Here is a 15,145-nt window from a genome sequence, read left to right on the forward strand (position 1 = left end):
GTGGATGGACAGACAAGAATGGTCTAGTCCACAATGAATGCAACAAGCCTCCATCCTCCCCGCACAGGAGGGTGGAACGAGGTACCCGACGCTCTCTGCCCTGACTGCGTCGAGACCTCCCACACGGCCGAGGGACCGCACACCCCCGGCCGAGCAACTCCGGGCTGCGGTGCCGGACGGGTTGAGGGTCCCGTCAGGCGCCGCGGCCCGCGGGTGTTTCCGGGGCCTTTTCCCGGGCCTGCGCGTGGGCTCGCTCCGGAGCCTCCGCCGCGTCCTGCCCCGGGGTCGCCGCCGGCCAGGAGCTCATCGCCCACTCCGCCACCGCCGCGAGATCCTCGCGCGTCGCCCCGTCGCGGGCCTGCTGGGACATGCCCTGGAGCACGGCGCCGCTGAAGCGGGCGAGTGCGCGGGCGTCGGTGCCGGGCGGGAGCTCCCCCGCCTCGATGCCCCGGCGGATCCGGTCCTCGAAGGAGGTGAGGTTGGCCTCCCGGCGCGCCCGCAGGGCCTCCTCGACCTCGGGGGTCGAGCAGTTGACCGCGGCGGAGATCATCAGGCAGCCGCGCGGATGACCCGGCTCCGTGTAGAGCTCCGCCGACTCGCGCAGGAGGCGTCCGATGGCGGCGCGGGCCGTCGGCTCCTCGGTGAAGGCGCGGTTGCCGTACGACCCGTACGAGCCGGCGTACGTCTCGACGACCTCCTCGAAGAGCGTCCGCTTGTCGCCGAAGGCCGAGTAGAGGCTGGGCGCGCTGATGCCCATGACGCGGGTGAGGTCGGCGACGGAGGTCGTCTCGTAGCCGTGCTCCCAGAAGGCCATCGTGGCCTGCTCCAGGGCCGTGAGCCGGTCGAAGGAGCGGGGGCGGCCGCGCTGTCTCGTCACCATGGAGTGAATTCTATAGCGCGCGCTAGCAAAACTGGGGTACGGTCTTTTCGTAACGACCACTACACAAACAGGGGGCGTCGCCATGGGCGTGCTCGCAGGCAAGACGGCACTGGTCACGGGCGGCAGCCGGGGCATCGGACGCGGGGTCGCGGAGCGGCTCGGCCGCGAGGGCGCGCGGGTCGCGGTGCACTACGGGAGCAACGAGACGGCGGCGAAGGAGACGGTCGCGGCGATCGAGTCCGCGGGCGGCGAGGCCTTCGCGATCGGCCAGGAGCTGGGGGTTCCGGGGGACGCGGCCGCCCTGTGGGAGGCGTTCGACGCGGCCGTCGGCGGCGACGGCGGGCTGGACATCCTGGTGAACAACGCGGGGATCACGGCGACGACGCCGTTCGCGACGCTCGGCGAGGAGGAGTACGACCGGATCTTCGGGATCAACGCCAAAGCGCCGTTCTTCCTCGCTCAGCTGGGCGCCGAGCGGATCCGGGACGGCGGCCGGATCATCAACGTCTCGACCGGCCTGACGAAGACGGCGGTCATGCCGGACCTGATCGCGTACTCGATGTCGAAGGCCGCGCTCGACGTGTTCACCCGGGACCTGTCGAAGGTCCTCGGGCCGCGCGGGATCACGGTCAACTCGGTGGCGCCGGGGGTCGTGGACACGGACATCAACGCCGACTGGCTGCGGGGCGACGAGCAGGCCTGGGCGGGGGCGGCCGGGCTGTCGGCGCTCGGCAGGGTCGGCACCCCGGCGGACATAGCCGACGTGGTGGCCTTCCTGGCCTCCGAGGACGGGCGCTGGGTGACGGGCCACTGGATGGACGCCACGGGCGGCTCGCTGACCTGAGCCGGCCCAGGAGGGCGCCAGTGGGGTTCAAGTGGCTGGAGGGACGGGGGCGGCAGACGATGGTGGCGGCGCCGTCCGCACGTCGGAACGGCATGAGGAGACGGCCTTCCCTCTGCTAGATTTGGCTTTGATTGGTCTATACCACATGACCCCTCCCCAGCCCCTCCACCAGATCGGCAGGCACAGCGTGGAAGTTGTCATCGTCAAGGACGCCAAGGCGGGCGGCGAGCTCATCGCGGACGGCATCGCCGGCCTCCTGCGCCGCAAGCCCGACGCGCTGCTCGGCGTGGCCACGGGTTCGACTCCGATCCCCATCTACGACGCCCTGACCGCCCAGGTCGCGGCCGGCTCCGTGGACGCCTCCCGGGCCCGGATCGCCCAGCTCGACGAGTACGTGGGACTGCCGGCCGGGCACCCCGAGTCGTACCGCTCCACCGTGCTCCGCCAGGTCGTCGAGCCGCTCGGGCTCTCCCAGGAGGCCTTCATGGGCCCCGACGGCTCCGCCGAGGACGTCCAGGCGGCGTGCGAGGCGTACGACAAGGCGCTGGCCGAGGCCGGCGGCGTGGACCTGCAGATCCTGGGCATCGGCACCGACGGGCACATCGGCTTCAACGAGCCGTGCTCCTCGCTCGCCTCGCGCACGCGGATCAAGACGCTCACCGAGCAGACCCGCGTGGACAACGCCCGCTTCTTCGACGACGACATCGAGCAGGTGCCGCACCACGTCATCACCCAGGGCATCGGCACCATCCTGGAGGCCCGTCACCTGGTGCTGCTCGCCACCGGCGAGGGCAAGGCCGAGGCCGTGGCGCAGACCGTCGAGGGCCCGGTCGCCGCGCTCGTGCCGGCCTCCGCGCTCCAGCTGCACCCGCACGCCACGATCGTCGTGGACGAGGCCGCGGCCTCCAAGCTGAAGCTCGCGGACTACTTCCGCCACACCTTCGCGAACAAGCCCGCCTGGCAGGGCATCTAGAAGCAGGCATCCAGAAGGGTCCCGATACTCCCAGGGGCACGACGAAGGCCCGGCACCTGGATCAGGTGCCGGGCCCCTTCGCGTACAGACGCGTGCGGGTGGCGCTCAGGCGCCGGTGCCGACCACGGCCTCGGCGGCCGCGCGGCCGCAGACGCGGGCCGCGCCGTGCGTGGCGATGTGCAGGGCCCCGCGGGGCTCCGCCTCGTTGAGGCCCATCTCGACGACGACGGTGTCGGGACGGGCCGCGAGAAGGCCGTCCAGGGCCTCGGTCATCCACGGGTGGCGGTGGGCGTCACGGACGACCGCGACGATCCGGCGCTCCCCCGCGGCACCGAGGATCGCGTCCACGGAGGCCTCGGCGTACGAGCCGGTCTCCGTGCCGGGCAGCAGGCGCTCCAGCTCCGCCGCGATGCCCCAGGGCGTCTCGTCACCGACCGCGAAGTTCGCGACCGGGGTGAAGGAGGCCACGTAGGGAGCGCTGCTCACCGGGGTGTACGGCTGCTCCCCGCGGGTCACCTTCAGGGCCCGACGGGCGGCGACGAGTCCGATGTCGGCGCCGGGCGCGGTCCCCTCCTGCACTGCCGCGCCCGACACCGACTCAGCCCCCCTGGCCCGGTGCGACTGGGTCCAGGCCGCCAGGGCGCGCACGCGCGCCGCGGCGTCGGCCAGCCGTTCCTCGGGCAGTTCACCGGTCCGTACCGCGTCGACCAGCGCGTCGCGCAGTCGCAGTACGGTGTCCTCGTCGCACAGCCCGCCGCCGACACAGATGGCGTCGGCGCCCGCGGCGATCGCGAGGACGGATCCGCGCTCGATGCCGTACGTCGCCGCGACGGCCTGCATCTCCATGCCGTCGGTGACGATCAGCCCCTCGAAGCCCAGCTCCTGACGCAGCAGACCGGTGAGGATCTGCGGGCTCAGGGTGGCCGGACGGTGCGGGTCGAGCGCGGAGAGAAGAATATGCGCGCTCATGACCGCTTTGGTACCCGCGGCGATGGCGGCGCGGAAAGGTACCAGCTCACGGGCGTGCAGTGTGGCGAGGTCCACATCGATCCGGGGCAGCGCGTCGTGCGAGTCGACGTTGGTGTCGCCGTGTCCCGGGAAGTGCTTCGTGCAGGCCGCGACCCCGACGCCCTGGAGGCCGTCGACGTACGCCACGGTGTGCCGGGCGACCAGGTCCGGGTCCGGCCCGAAGGACCGGACGCCGATGACCGGGTTCTCGGCGTTGGAGTTGACGTCCGCCGAGGGCGCCCAGTTGAGGTCGACACCGCACTGGGCGAGGCGGCGGCCGAGCTCGCGGGCGACGGCCCGGGTGAGCTCGACGTCGTCGACGCTGCCCAGGGCGTAGCTGCCGGGGAAGGACGAGCCCTGCTTGACCTCCAGGCGGGTGACGTCCCCGCCCTCCTCGTCGATGGCGACGAGCACGTCGTCCCGCTCGGCGCGCAGCTGCGCGGTGAGCGCGGCGAGCTGTTCGGGGCTGACGATGTTGCGGCCGAAGAGGCCGACCGAGGACAGGCCCTCGCCGATGTGGCGGCGCAGCCAGTCGGGGGCGGTGGTGCCGACGAAGCCGGGCTGGAGCACCGTGAGCGCGTCACGGGTCAGCGTGTCCGAGGCGTGTACGAGAGTGGTCATGGGGAGCCGTTATCCCTTCACCGCGCCGGCGGTCATGCCGCCGACGGCCTTGCGCTGGAGGAAGAGGAACACGATGAGCACGGGGAGGGCGAAGAGCGTGGAGGCGGCCATGGTGGCGCCCCAGTCGCTGCCGAACGCGGTCTGGAACTCGGTGAGCCAGCGCGTCAGGGTCTGGGATTCCCGGTCCTTGTTCAGCATGAGGACCATGGCGAACTCGTTCCAGGCGGTGATGAAGCCGAAGAGCGAGGTCGACATGAGGCCGGGGGCGAGCAGCGGGAAGATCACCTTGCGGAAGGCCTGGCCGCGGGTGCAGCCGTCGATCTGGGCGGCCTCCTCCAGCTCCACCGGGACGGCGGCGATGAAGCCGCGCAGGGTCCAGATGGTGAAGGGGAGGACCATCACGAAGTAGATCAGCGTGAGCATCGGGATGCTGTTCAGCATGTCGTTCTCACGGGAGATCATGTACATCGCGATGACCATGACCTCCCAGGGCGCCATCTGGGCCAGCATCACGACGAGGACGATGCCCTTGCGGCCCTTGAACTTCATGCGGGCGATCGCGAAGCTCGCGGCCAGGGCCACGAGGAGGGCGAGGAGCACGGCGCCGAGGGTGACGAAGAGGCTGTTCTGGACGTACGTCCAGAACAGGTCGACGCCCGTCGCGGTCGTGTAGTTGTCGAACGTCGGCGTGAAGACGAAGACGGGGTCCTTCGTCATGATCTCGTGCTGCGGCTTCAGCGAGGACGAGAACATCCAGTAGACGGGGAAGACGAACACCACGGCGAGGACGAGGGCGGTGAGGTTCTTGGCGATGACGCCGGCCGTCAGCGGCTTCCTGGTGCGCAGCTTCTGCGGAGTCTCAGTGGTGGTGCTCACAGCTCCTCCTCCTGCTTCAGGATCAGGCGGAAGTAGAAGGACATGACCGCGATGAGCATCACGATCGTCAGGACGGAGATGGCGGCGGCGACGCCGTAGTGGAACTGACCGACGCCCTCGATGTAGGCGAAGACGGGGAGCGTCTCGGAGCCTCGGTCGGGACCGCCCTGGTTCATGGCGTAGACCTGGGCGAACGCCTTGAAGATCCAGATGATCTCCAGGAACGTCGTGATCATGAAGAAGGACTTGAGGTTCGGGAAGACCACGGACCAGAAGGTGCGCCAGCCGCTCGCGCCGTCCATCTTGGCGGCCTCGTACAGCTCGGTCCCGACCGTGGTCAGGGCGGCGTACATGTTGAGGGCGACGAAGGGGACGGAGCCCCAGACCAGCAGGATCAGGATGATGACGAGGGTGGAGAAGCCCGTCTCGAACCAGTTGTGCTGCTCGTAGCCCGAGAAGCCGAGCGTGCGCATCAGCCAGTTGACGACACCGAACTGCTCGTCGAAGAGCCAGCGGAAGACGGTGACGGAGGCGATGATCGGCATGGCCCAGGCGAGCATCAGGGACAGCGAGAGGACCAGGCGCATCTTCTTGCCGAGGCGGTTCAGCAGCAGGCCGACGCCCGTGCCGATGGCCATGATCAGGGCGACGTTGACGGCGGTGAAGACGATGCTTCGGACGACGACCGTCCAGAACTGCGAGTCGCTCAGCAGGTCCGTGTAGTTGTCGAAGCCGATCCAGACCGTCTCGCGGGTGATGAATTCCTTCCGGTTGAGCTGCTGGAAGGAGAGCATCACATTGCGGATCAGCGGGTAGAGCAGGAGCACCGCCATGGACAGCAGGGCGGGCGCGACGAGCAGATAGGGCAGCAGCCCGCTCGGCAGCGAGCGTCTGCCGCGCGAGGGCTGAAGGACTTCGTTCGAGCCGGAAGGGGATGGCGGAGTCTGAGACTTCCCTGCCGCCCTCCCGGGCGCGTCCTGAGGAGCGGCGCTGGCCGTCCCCTGGGAGTCCACGGTCATGGTCTTATTCCTCGCGGTTCTGGGGCTCCCGCGCCCACCGGGGCGCGGCCCGGGGGAGCGGGCCGCTGATCACTGCATGCGATGCATCACTGCAAAGCGTCACTGCAAGCGCCGGTGGTGCGGCCGGTGCGACACCGGCCGCACCACCTGGCTACGGATTACTGCTGGTTGATGCGCTCGTTGATGACCTTGTCGGCCGCCTCGCCGGCCGCCTTGGCGTCCTCGCCCTTCAGGACCTTCGTCATGAAGTCCTTGATCGGGTTCGGGGCGGTCTCGACGTTCGCCCAGCCCGGGGTCACCGGGGTGACCTTGCCGGAGACGGAGGAGGCGGCCATGGCCTCGGCGAAGGAGCCGGCGGCCGGCTTGAACTGCGCGCCGTCCTGGTTCGGGAGCAGCCCGCCCTCGGTGGCCTTCGCGTAGGTGGTCATGTGCTCCTTGCCGGCGGCGAGGGCCAGCCACTCCTTCGCGAGCTCCTTGTTCTGGGAGCGCTCGGCGATGGCGAGGTTCGAGCCGCCGAGGAAGACGGAGCCGGGCTTGTCAGCGGTCTTGCCCGGGATCGGGAAGTAGCCGAAGTCGGCGGTCTTGCCGGCCTTCTTCATGGCGTCGATCGCGCCGCCGGCCTCCCAGCCGAGTCCGATCCAGGACGCCACGCCGCCCTTGGGGACGACGTCGGTGGACTGCTGCGGGGTCGCCTCGTCCTTGTCCTTCGGAGCGGTGGAGTAGGACGCCAGCTCCTTGTAGAAGTTCACGGCGGCGACGGCCTCGGGGGAGGACAGGTTGCCCTTCCACTTGTCGCCGTCCTTGACCGCGAGGTCGCTGCCCTCGTCCCAGACGAGGCCGGCGAGGACGTACCAGGACTGACCCGGCAGGTAGATCGCCTGCGACTTCGGGTCGGCGGCCTTGAGCTTCTTCAGGCCCGCGATCCACTCGGCGCGGGTCTTCGGCGGGGTGACGCCGGCCTTCTTGTAGGCGGCCTTGTCGTAGATGACGACGCGGCTCGCGGCGTACCACGGGGCGGAGTAGAGCTTGCCGTCCAGCTCGTTGGAGGCGACCATGCCCTTGTTCCAGGCGTCGTAGCCGAGCTTGGCCTTGTCGTCGGACAGGTCGGCGAGGCCGCCGGTGACCGCGTAACCGGCGGTCTGGGTGTTGCCGAGCTCCAGGACGTCCGGCGGGGTGTCCTCGGAGAGGGCGGTGGTGACCTTCTCCTGGATGCCGTTCCAGACCTGCTTCTCGACCTTGACCTTGACGCCCGGGTGCTTGGCCTCGAACGCCTTGTTCACCTCGGCCATCCACGCGTCCGGAGCGGACCCGTCCATGACCCAGACGGTCAGGCTCTTGTCGCCGCCGGCAGACGGCTTGGCGCCGTCCTTGCCCGTGTCGCTGTCCGAACCACATGCAGCGATAGAGACCATCATGCCCGCGACGCCGATCGCCGCGATGAGCTTGCGCTTCACGCCACCCTCCTCAGGGATGCCTGCAACCCCTGCCCACCGCGCGAAGACATACGTCAGGTAGTGCTCGTGGGGCTGGGACCTGGTCTTTAATGGTTTAGACCAGTACCCGGAGCTTGGCCTAGACCTTTAGGGGTGTCAAGGGTGTATAAGAAGGGCAGTCGCGTCCGTTATCGGACCGACACCTGAGGTAGGGCGACGACCCGTGACCGGTCCGTGCCACCATGTGAGCCGCTACAGACGGAGGAGCCGGTGACGGCAGCAGCACAGGAGTCGGGAAGGCAGGCCATGGCCAGGGACGCGGGCAGCACGGAACCGGAGGGCGGGGTCGCCACCCGCACCGCTCGCGTGCCCAAGTACTACCGACTGAAGCGGCACCTGCTCGACATGACGGAGACCCTGCCGCCCGGCACACCGGTCCCGCCGGAGCGGACACTCGCCGCCGAGTTCGACACCTCGCGCACCACCGTGCGCCAGGCGCTCCAGGAGCTGGTCGTCGAGGGCCGGCTCGAGCGCATCCAGGGCAAGGGCACCTTCGTGGCCAAGCCCAAGGTCTCGCAGGCCCTGCAGCTCACCTCGTACACGGAGGACATGCGCGCCCAGGGCCTGGAGCCCACCTCGCAGCTCCTCGACATCGGGTACGTCACCGCCGACGACACGCTCGCCGGACTGCTCGACATCTCGGCCGGCGGCCGGGTCCTGCGCATCGAGCGACTGCGCCTGGCGAGCGGCGAGCCGATGGCGATCGAGACCACCCACCTTTCGGCCAAGCGCTTCCCCGCGCTGCGCCGTTCGCTGGTGAAGTACACCTCGCTGTACACGGCGCTGGCCGAGGTCTACGACGTCCGTCTCGCCGAGGCCGAGGAGACCATCGAGACCTCCCTCGCCACCCCGCGCGAGGCCGGTCTGCTCGGTACGGACGTGGGCCTGCCGATGCTGATGCTCTCCCGCCACTCCCTGGACGCCCAGGGCGAGCCGGTCGAGTGGGTGCGGTCCGTCTACCGCGGCGACCGCTACAAGTTCGTGGCCCGCCTCAAGCGGCCCACCGACTGACCGGATCCGCACGTCCGACGAGGGGGTCGCCGAAGTCCCGGCGGCCGCCCTCGTTTTCGCGTTCCCGGGGGATTCACATCCGTTATGCGGACAGGGGTTCCGTGGAGCGTGACCGTCCCCTAGATTTCCCCAGCATTACCGAGGTGATCAGCGAGGGGACGGAAATCGCCATGTCAGAGGCGGCAGAAGCACCGGAAACGGCACAAGGGAAACAACAACCCACCATCACCCCGCTGCGGGTGGTGATCGCGCTCTGTCTGTTCGCGCCGTTCGTGGCGATGCTCTGGGTGAGCTCGTACGCGAAGGCCGAACCGCTCTTCGCGGGCATCCCGTTCTTCTACTGGTACCAGATGCTCTGGGTACTGATCTCCACCGCTCTCACCATGGTCGCGTACAAGCTGTGGCACCTGGACCAGCGTGCCCGCAAGGGAGGTGACGCGCGATGAAGGACGGCGTGAACGGCGTGGCGCTCGCCGTGTTCATCTTCTTCTTCCTGGCCGTCACGGTCATGGGCTTCCTGGCCTCGCGCTGGCGCAAGGCCGAGAACGAGAACAGCCTCGACGAATGGGGCCTGGGCGGCCGGTCGTTCGGCACCTGGGTGACCTGGTTCCTGCTCGGCGGCGACCTCTACACGGCCTACACCTTCGTCGCGGTCCCCGCGGCCATCTACGCGGCGGGCGCGGCCGGCTTCTTCGCCGTCCCGTACACGATCCTGGTGTACCCGCTGATCTTCACCTTCCTGCCGCGCCTCTGGTCGGTCTCGCACAAGCACGGATACGTCACCACCTCCGACTTCGTGCGCGGCCGCTTCGGCTCCAAGGGCCTCTCGCTGGCCGTCGCGGTCACCGGCATCCTCGCGACCATGCCGTACATCGCGCTCCAGCTCGTCGGCATCCAGGCCGTCCTGGACGTCATGGGCGTCGGCGGCGGCGAGAACACCCACTGGTTCATCAAGGACCTGCCGCTGCTCATCGCCTTCGGCGTCCTCGCGGCGTACACCTACTCCTCGGGGCTGCGCGCGCCCGCGCTCATCGCCTTCGTCAAGGACACCCTGATCTACATCGTCATCGCCGTGGCGATCATCTACATCCCGATCAAGCTCGGCGGCTTCGACGAGATCTTCGCCAAGGCCGGCGAGGCCTACTCGCAGATCAACCCGGCGACCGACAAGCCGCGCGGCACGCTCGTCCCCGGCGAGGCCGGGCAGTGGACGTACGCGACGCTGGCGCTCGGCTCGGCGCTCGCGCTCTTCATGTACCCGCACTCCATCACGGCGACGCTGTCGTCCCGGAGCCGTGAGGTCATCCGCCGCAACACCACGATCCTGCCGCTGTACTCGCTGATGCTGGGCCTGCTCGCGCTGCTCGGCTTCATGGCGATCGCCGCCGGGATCCAGGTCAAGAACGGCCAGCTCGCCATCCCGCAGCTGTTCGAGACCATGTTCCCGGACTGGTTCGCGGGCGTCGCCTTCGCCGCGATCGGCATCGGCGCGCTCGTCCCGGCCGCGATCATGTCGATCGCCGCGGCCAACCTCTTCACGAGGAACATCTACAAGGACTTCATCAAGAAGGACGCGACCCCGGCGCAGGAGACCAAGGTCTCCAAGATCGTCTCCCTCCTGGTCAAGGTCGGCGCGCTGGCCTTCGTCCTCACCATGGACAAGACGGTCGCGATCAACTTCCAGCTGCTCGGTGGCATCTGGATCCTCCAGACCTTCCCGGCGCTGGTCGGCGGCCTCTTCACCCGCTGGTTCCACCGCTGGGCGCTGCTCGGCGGCTGGGCCGTGGGCATGGTCTACGGCACCGCCGCCGCGTACGGCGTGGCCAGCCCGACGCAGAAACACTTCGGCGGCTCCTCCGCCGAGATCCCGGGCATCGGCGAGATCGGCTACATCGGCCTCACCGCCTTCGTCCTCAACGTCGTCGTCACGGTCGTCCTGACCTTCGTCCTCAAGGCCCTGAAGGCCCCCGACGGCATCGACGAGACGTCCCCGTCGGACTACACGGCCGACGCGGGCGACGCGCCGGTCCGCAAGGCGAAGCCGGACACGGACCCGACGCAGGACGCGAAGGTCGGCGCCGGACTGCACTGACCTCGCGATACGACGCAGGGGCCCGGGATCTCCGCCAGGAAATCCCGGGCCCCTTCGCGTGCCCCCGGGGCAGACTTGCGTCATGGACTTCACGATCAGGGCGGTACGGCCCGAGGAGTACGAGGAGCTCGGGGAACTCACCGGGCAGACCTACCTGGACGACGGACTGCTGCTGTACGGGGCGGACGACTTCTATCTGGACGTGCTGAAGGACACGGCGCGCCGGGCGCGCGAGGCCGAGGTGCTCGTGGCCGTCGACGCGGACGAGCGGATCATCGGCGGGGTCACCTTCGCCCCCGGCTCGACCCCGTGGGCGGACATCGCCGTCACCGGCGAGGCCGAGTTCCGGATGCTCGTGGTCTCCCGCGGGGCCCGCGGCAGGGGGGTCGGCGAGGCCCTCGTACGGGCCTGTGCGGACCGCGCGCGGGCCGTGCCGGAGTGCGCGCGGCTCGTGCTCTCCACGGACGCGAAGATGGTCTCGGCGCACCGGATCTACGAGCGCATGGGCTTCGTCCGCACCCCGGAGCGGGACTGGGAGCCCGTTCCGGGCCACCGGCTGCGGACCTACTCCATGGAGTTCTGAGACCCGGAGACGAGCCAAGGCGACACAACATGTGGGGGGTTCCGCGAGTGGAGCCCCCCACATGTATGCTCATCCTCGCTGTCGACGCAGGGAAATCCGGCGCGAATCCGGAACTGTCCCGCAACGGTGTGCTTCGTACCCATGTGTTCGCACCCAGGTGCACGTACGAGGCGAGTCCGAGGACCTGCCGACAGCCCGCCCGGTCCTTCCGTTCCGGGTGTCACTGACGTCCGGGCCTCGCGGAGTGGGCCGGTGGACGCGGCGCATCCGGCGTACGGATGCCCGCCTGCCCGCCTTCCCCCCGCCGCGGCCCAGAGCCGAGCGAGGGAGAGCCCCACGTGACCATCGCGCCCGCCGATCCGGCCACGGCGATCGAGAGCGACGGACCCGGCACCGTGCTGCTGCGGACCCTGACCGATCTCACCGCCGACCTGCCCGACACGGACCCCGGCAAGGTCGCCGCCGCCGCCCTCCGCGGCCGCAGCGCCACGTCGGACGAGGCGGAACTGCGCGAGCTGGCCACCGAGGCGGCCGCCGGCCTGATCTCCGAGGACCCGGCCTACTCCCGGCTCGCCGCCCGGCTCCTGACGATCACCATCGCCGACGAGGCCGCCTCCCAGGGCTCCGTCTGCTTCTCGGCCTCCGTCGCCGTCGGCCACCGCGAGGGCCTCATCGCCGACCGCACCGCCGACTTCGTCACGCTCCACGCCGAGCGGCTGGACGCCACCATCGACGGCGCCGGCGACGACCGCTTCGGCTACTTCGGTCTGCGCACCCTCTACTCGCGCTACCTGCTGCGCCACCCGATCACCCGCAAGGTCATCGAGACCCCGCAGCACTTCATGCTCCGCGTCGCCTGCGGCCTCGCCGAGGACGAGAGCGTCCGCGCGCTCGACGAGGTCGCCGCGCTGTACGGCCTGATGAGCCGTCTGGACTACCTTCCCTCCTCCCCCACGCTCTTCAACTCGGGTACGCGTCACCCGCAGATGTCCTCCTGCTACCTCCTGGACTCCCCGCAGGACGAGCTGGACTCCATCTACGACCGCTACCACCAGGTCGCCCGCCTCTCGAAGCACGCCGGCGGCATCGGCCTCTCGTACTCCCGCATCCGCGCCCGCGGTTCCCTCATCCGCGGCACGAACGGCCACTCCAACGGCATCGTCCCGTTCCTCAAGACCCTCGACGCCTCCGTCGCCGCCGTGAACCAGGGCGGCCGTCGCAAGGGCGCCGCGGCCGTCTACCTGGAGACGTGGCACGCGGACATCGAGGAGTTCCTGGAGCTCCGCGACAACACGGGCGAGGACCAGCGCCGTACGCACAACCTGAACCTGGCGCACTGGATCCCGGACGAGTTCATGCGCCGGGTCAACGCCGACGCCGAGTGGTCGCTCTTCTCCCCGGCCGACGTGCCCGAGCTCGTCGACCTGTACGGCGAGGAGTTCGACGCCGCCTACCGCGCCGCCGAGGCCAAGGGCCTGGCCCGCAAGTCGATGCCGGCCCGCGACCTGTACGGCCGGATGATGCGGACCCTGGCCCAGACCGGCAACGGCTGGATGACCTTCAAGGACGCCTCGAACCGGACGGCCAACCAGACCGCCGAGCCCGGCACGGTCGTCCACTCCTCGAACCTGTGCACCGAGATCATCGAGGTCACGAACGACGGCGAGACCGCCGTCTGCAACCTCGGCTCGGTCAACCTCGGTTCGTTCGTGGCCGGCGGGGACATCGACTGGGAGCGGCTCGACGAGACCGTCCGCACGGCCGTCACCTTCCTCGACCGGGTCGTCGACATCAACTTCTACCCGACCGAGCAGGCCGGGCGTTCCAACGCCCGCTGGCGGCCGGTCGGCCTGGGCGCCATGGGCCTCCAGGACGTCTTCTTCCAGCTGAAGCTGCCGTTCGACTCGGCGGAGGCGCGCGCCCTGTCGACGAAGATCTCCGAGCGGATCATGCTGGCGGCGTACGAGGCCTCCGCCGACCTCGCCGAGCGCAGCGGCCCGCTCCCGGCCTGGGAGCAGACCCGCACGGCCCGCGGTGTCCTGCACCCCGACCACTACGACGTCGAGCTCAACTGGCCCGAGCGCTGGGCGGCCCTGCGCGAGCGGATCGCCGCGGTCGGCATGCGCAACAGCCTGCTCCTGGCCATCGCGCCGACGGCGACGATCGCCTCGATCGCCGGCGTCTACGAGTGCATCGAGCCGCAGGTCTCCAACCTCTTCAAGCGCGAGACGCTGTCGGGCGAGTTCCTCCAGGTCAACTCGTACCTCGTCGACGAGCTGAAGCGGCTCGGCGTGTGGGACGCCCAGACCCGGGACGCGCTGCGCGACGCCAGCGGCTCGGTCGCGGGCTTCAGCTGGATCCCGGCCGAGGTGCGCGAGCTGTACCGGACGGCCTGGGAGATCCCGCAGCGCGGGCTGATCGACATGGCCGCCGCGCGCACGCCGTTCCTCGACCAGTCGCAGTCCCTGAACCTGTTCATGGAGACGCCGACGATCGGCAAGCTGTCGTCGATGTACGCGTACGCCTGGAAGCAGGGGCTGAAGACGACGTACTACCTGCGCTCGCGCCCGGCGACCCGCATCGCCCGCGCCGCCCAGGCGTCGGCGCCCGCCGCCGTCCCGATCCCCGTCCAGCAGGCGGCCTCCGACGCGGACGCCCTCGCCTGCTCCCTTGAGAACCCCGAGTCCTGCGAGGCCTGCCAGTAATGAGCACCATCGAGAACAAGAACCTCCTGGACCCGGGCTTCGAACTGACCCTGCGTCCGATGCGCTACCCGGACTTCTACGAGCGCTACCGCGACGCGATCAAGAACACGTGGACGGTGGAGGAGGTCGACCTCCACTCGGACGTCGCCGACCTCGCCAAGCTCACCCCCGGTGAGCAGCACATGATCGGCCGCCTGGTCGCGTTCTTCGCGACCGGCGACTCGATCGTGTCGAACAACCTCGTGCTGACGCTGTACAAGCACATCAACTCCCCCGAGGCGCGCCTGTACCTCTCGCGCCAGCTGTTCGAGGAGGCCGTGCACGTCCAGTTCTATCTGACGCTGCTCGACACCTACCTGCCCGACCCGGACGACCGCGCCGCCGCGTTCGACGCGGTCGAGGAGATCCCCTCCATCCGCGAGAAGGCGCAGTTCTGCTTCCGCTGGATGGACTCGGTGGAGAAGATCGAGAAGCTGGAGACGGCCGCCGACCGCCGCCGCTTCCTGCTGAACCTGATCTGCTTCGCGGCGTGCATCGAGGGCCTGTTCTTCTACGGCGCCTTCGCGTACGTGTACTGGTTCCGGTCCCGCGGTCTGCTGCACGGCCTGGCCACCGGCACCAACTGGGTCTTCCGCGACGAGACGATGCACATGAACTTCGCCTTCGAGGTCGTGGACACCGTCCGCAAGGAGGAACCGGAGCTCTTCGACGACGCCCTCCAGCAGCAGGTCACCGACATGCTGCGCGAGGCCGTCGAGGCGGAGCTGCAGTTCGGCCGCGACCTGTGCGGCGACGGCCTGCCCGGCATGAACACCGAGTCCATGCGCGAGTACCTCCAGTGCGTCGCCGACCAGCGCCTGGTCCGCCTCGGCTTCCCCCCGGTCTACGGCTCCGAGAACCCCTTCGCGTTCATGGAGCTCCAGGGCGTCCAGGAACTGACCAACTTCTTCGAGCGCCGCCCGTCCGCCTACCAGGTGGCCGTCGAGGGCTCGGTGGACCTGGACGAGGACTTCTAGCCGGTACGCGCAAGGGCCCCGCAC

Annotated in this window: 13 protein-coding genes and 1 riboswitch; of the genes, 8 read left to right on the top strand and 5 right to left on the bottom strand. The window is 69.5% G+C overall.

The features are described 5' to 3' along the window. Positions 1-193: 193 nt before the first annotated feature. On the bottom strand, positions 194-880 hold the full coding sequence (locus IE124_RS21075) for a TetR/AcrR family transcriptional regulator (protein ID WP_189509444.1): 687 nt from the start codon (positions 878-880) through the stop codon (positions 194-196). An 82-nt stretch (positions 881-962) separates the two neighbouring features. Between IE124_RS21075 and IE124_RS21080 the strand changes: the two genes are divergently transcribed. Both IE124_RS21080 and nagB read left to right on the top strand, forming a co-directional pair. After that, positions 963-1,724, top strand: coding sequence for an SDR family oxidoreductase (locus tag IE124_RS21080; RefSeq protein ID WP_189509445.1), 762 nt, complete (start codon positions 963-965; stop codon positions 1,722-1,724). A gap of 187 nt (positions 1,725-1,911) precedes the next feature. Next, complete coding sequence (gene nagB, locus IE124_RS21085; protein WP_189509521.1) at positions 1,912-2,697, top strand: glucosamine-6-phosphate deaminase; 786 nt, start codon at positions 1,912-1,914, stop codon at positions 2,695-2,697. 105 nt (positions 2,698-2,802) lie between these two features. Here the strand turns inward: nagB and IE124_RS21090 are convergent, their stop codons facing one another. From IE124_RS21090 to IE124_RS21105, 4 genes are all read right to left on the bottom strand, one after another. After that, positions 2,803-4,326 (bottom strand): glycoside hydrolase family 3 protein, encoded by a 1,524-nt coding sequence (locus IE124_RS21090; protein ID WP_189509446.1) that lies wholly within the window; start codon positions 4,324-4,326, stop codon positions 2,803-2,805. A 9-nt stretch (positions 4,327-4,335) separates the two neighbouring features. Continuing rightward, positions 4,336-5,202 (bottom strand): carbohydrate ABC transporter permease, encoded by an 867-nt coding sequence (locus tag IE124_RS21095; RefSeq protein WP_370468792.1) that lies wholly within the window; start codon positions 5,200-5,202, stop codon positions 4,336-4,338. Beyond that, entirely contained in the window at positions 5,199-6,221 is a 1,023-nt protein-coding gene (locus IE124_RS21100) for a carbohydrate ABC transporter permease (protein ID WP_189509447.1), read from the bottom strand. The genes IE124_RS21095 and IE124_RS21100 overlap by 4 nt, the downstream gene beginning before the upstream one ends. Before the next feature lie 158 nt (positions 6,222-6,379). Further along, positions 6,380-7,675 (bottom strand): extracellular solute-binding protein, encoded by a 1,296-nt coding sequence (locus IE124_RS21105; protein ID WP_189509448.1) that lies wholly within the window; start codon positions 7,673-7,675, stop codon positions 6,380-6,382. Positions 7,676-7,960: 285 nt separating this feature from the next. Between IE124_RS21105 and IE124_RS21110 the strand changes: the two genes are divergently transcribed. The 6 genes from IE124_RS21110 to IE124_RS21135 all read left to right on the top strand — a co-directional run bounded on the left by IE124_RS21110 (position 7,961) and on the right by IE124_RS21135 (position 15,121). Beyond that, complete coding sequence (locus IE124_RS21110) at positions 7,961-8,725, top strand: GntR family transcriptional regulator (RefSeq protein ID WP_189509523.1); 765 nt, start codon at positions 7,961-7,963, stop codon at positions 8,723-8,725. 170 nt (positions 8,726-8,895) lie between these two features. Then, positions 8,896-9,171 (top strand): DUF3311 domain-containing protein, encoded by a 276-nt coding sequence (locus IE124_RS21115; RefSeq protein ID WP_189509449.1) that lies wholly within the window; start codon positions 8,896-8,898, stop codon positions 9,169-9,171. Beyond that, the gene (mctP, locus tag IE124_RS21120) at positions 9,168-10,817 is read left to right on the top strand and encodes a monocarboxylate uptake permease MctP (RefSeq protein ID WP_189509450.1); all 1,650 of its coding nucleotides are present in this window, start codon (positions 9,168-9,170) and stop codon (positions 10,815-10,817) included. Before IE124_RS21115 ends, mctP begins: the two co-directional genes overlap by 4 nt. Before the next feature lie 82 nt (positions 10,818-10,899). Next, entirely contained in the window at positions 10,900-11,400 is a 501-nt protein-coding gene (locus IE124_RS21125; RefSeq protein ID WP_189509451.1) for a GNAT family N-acetyltransferase, read from the top strand. 65 nt (positions 11,401-11,465) lie between these two features. Beyond that, positions 11,466-11,606, top strand: a riboswitch (cobalamin riboswitch). A gap of 132 nt (positions 11,607-11,738) precedes the next feature. Beyond that, positions 11,739-14,105, top strand: coding sequence for a ribonucleoside-diphosphate reductase subunit alpha (locus IE124_RS21130; RefSeq protein WP_189509452.1), 2,367 nt, complete (start codon positions 11,739-11,741; stop codon positions 14,103-14,105). Next, complete coding sequence (locus IE124_RS21135) at positions 14,105-15,121, top strand: ribonucleotide-diphosphate reductase subunit beta (protein WP_055641405.1); 1,017 nt, start codon at positions 14,105-14,107, stop codon at positions 15,119-15,121. The genes IE124_RS21130 and IE124_RS21135 overlap by 1 nt, the downstream gene beginning before the upstream one ends. Positions 15,122-15,145: the final 24 nt, after the last annotated feature.

It is taken from the genome of Streptomyces narbonensis, from assembly GCF_014649015.1.
GTDB lineage: Bacteria > Actinomycetota > Actinomycetes > Streptomycetales > Streptomycetaceae > Streptomyces > Streptomyces narbonensis.

Coding starts and splice junctions, on each gene's coding strand:
- IE124_RS21075 (WP_189509444.1), bottom strand. CDS start 880: ATGGTGACGAGACAGCGCGGCCGCCCCCGCTCCTTCGACCGGCTCACG.
- IE124_RS21080 (WP_189509445.1), top strand. CDS start 963: ATGGGCGTGCTCGCAGGCAAGACGGCACTGGTCACGGGCGGCAGCCGG.
- IE124_RS21090 (WP_189509446.1), bottom strand. CDS start 4,326: ATGACCACTCTCGTACACGCCTCGGACACGCTGACCCGTGACGCGCTC.
- IE124_RS21100 (WP_189509447.1), bottom strand. CDS start 6,221: ATGACCGTGGACTCCCAGGGGACGGCCAGCGCCGCTCCTCAGGACGCG.
- IE124_RS21110 (WP_189509523.1), top strand. CDS start 7,961: ATGGCCAGGGACGCGGGCAGCACGGAACCGGAGGGCGGGGTCGCCACC.
- IE124_RS21115 (WP_189509449.1), top strand. CDS start 8,896: ATGTCAGAGGCGGCAGAAGCACCGGAAACGGCACAAGGGAAACAACAA.
- mctP (WP_189509450.1), top strand. CDS start 9,168: ATGAAGGACGGCGTGAACGGCGTGGCGCTCGCCGTGTTCATCTTCTTC.
- IE124_RS21125 (WP_189509451.1), top strand. CDS start 10,900: ATGGACTTCACGATCAGGGCGGTACGGCCCGAGGAGTACGAGGAGCTC.
- IE124_RS21135 (WP_055641405.1), top strand. CDS start 14,105: ATGAGCACCATCGAGAACAAGAACCTCCTGGACCCGGGCTTCGAACTG.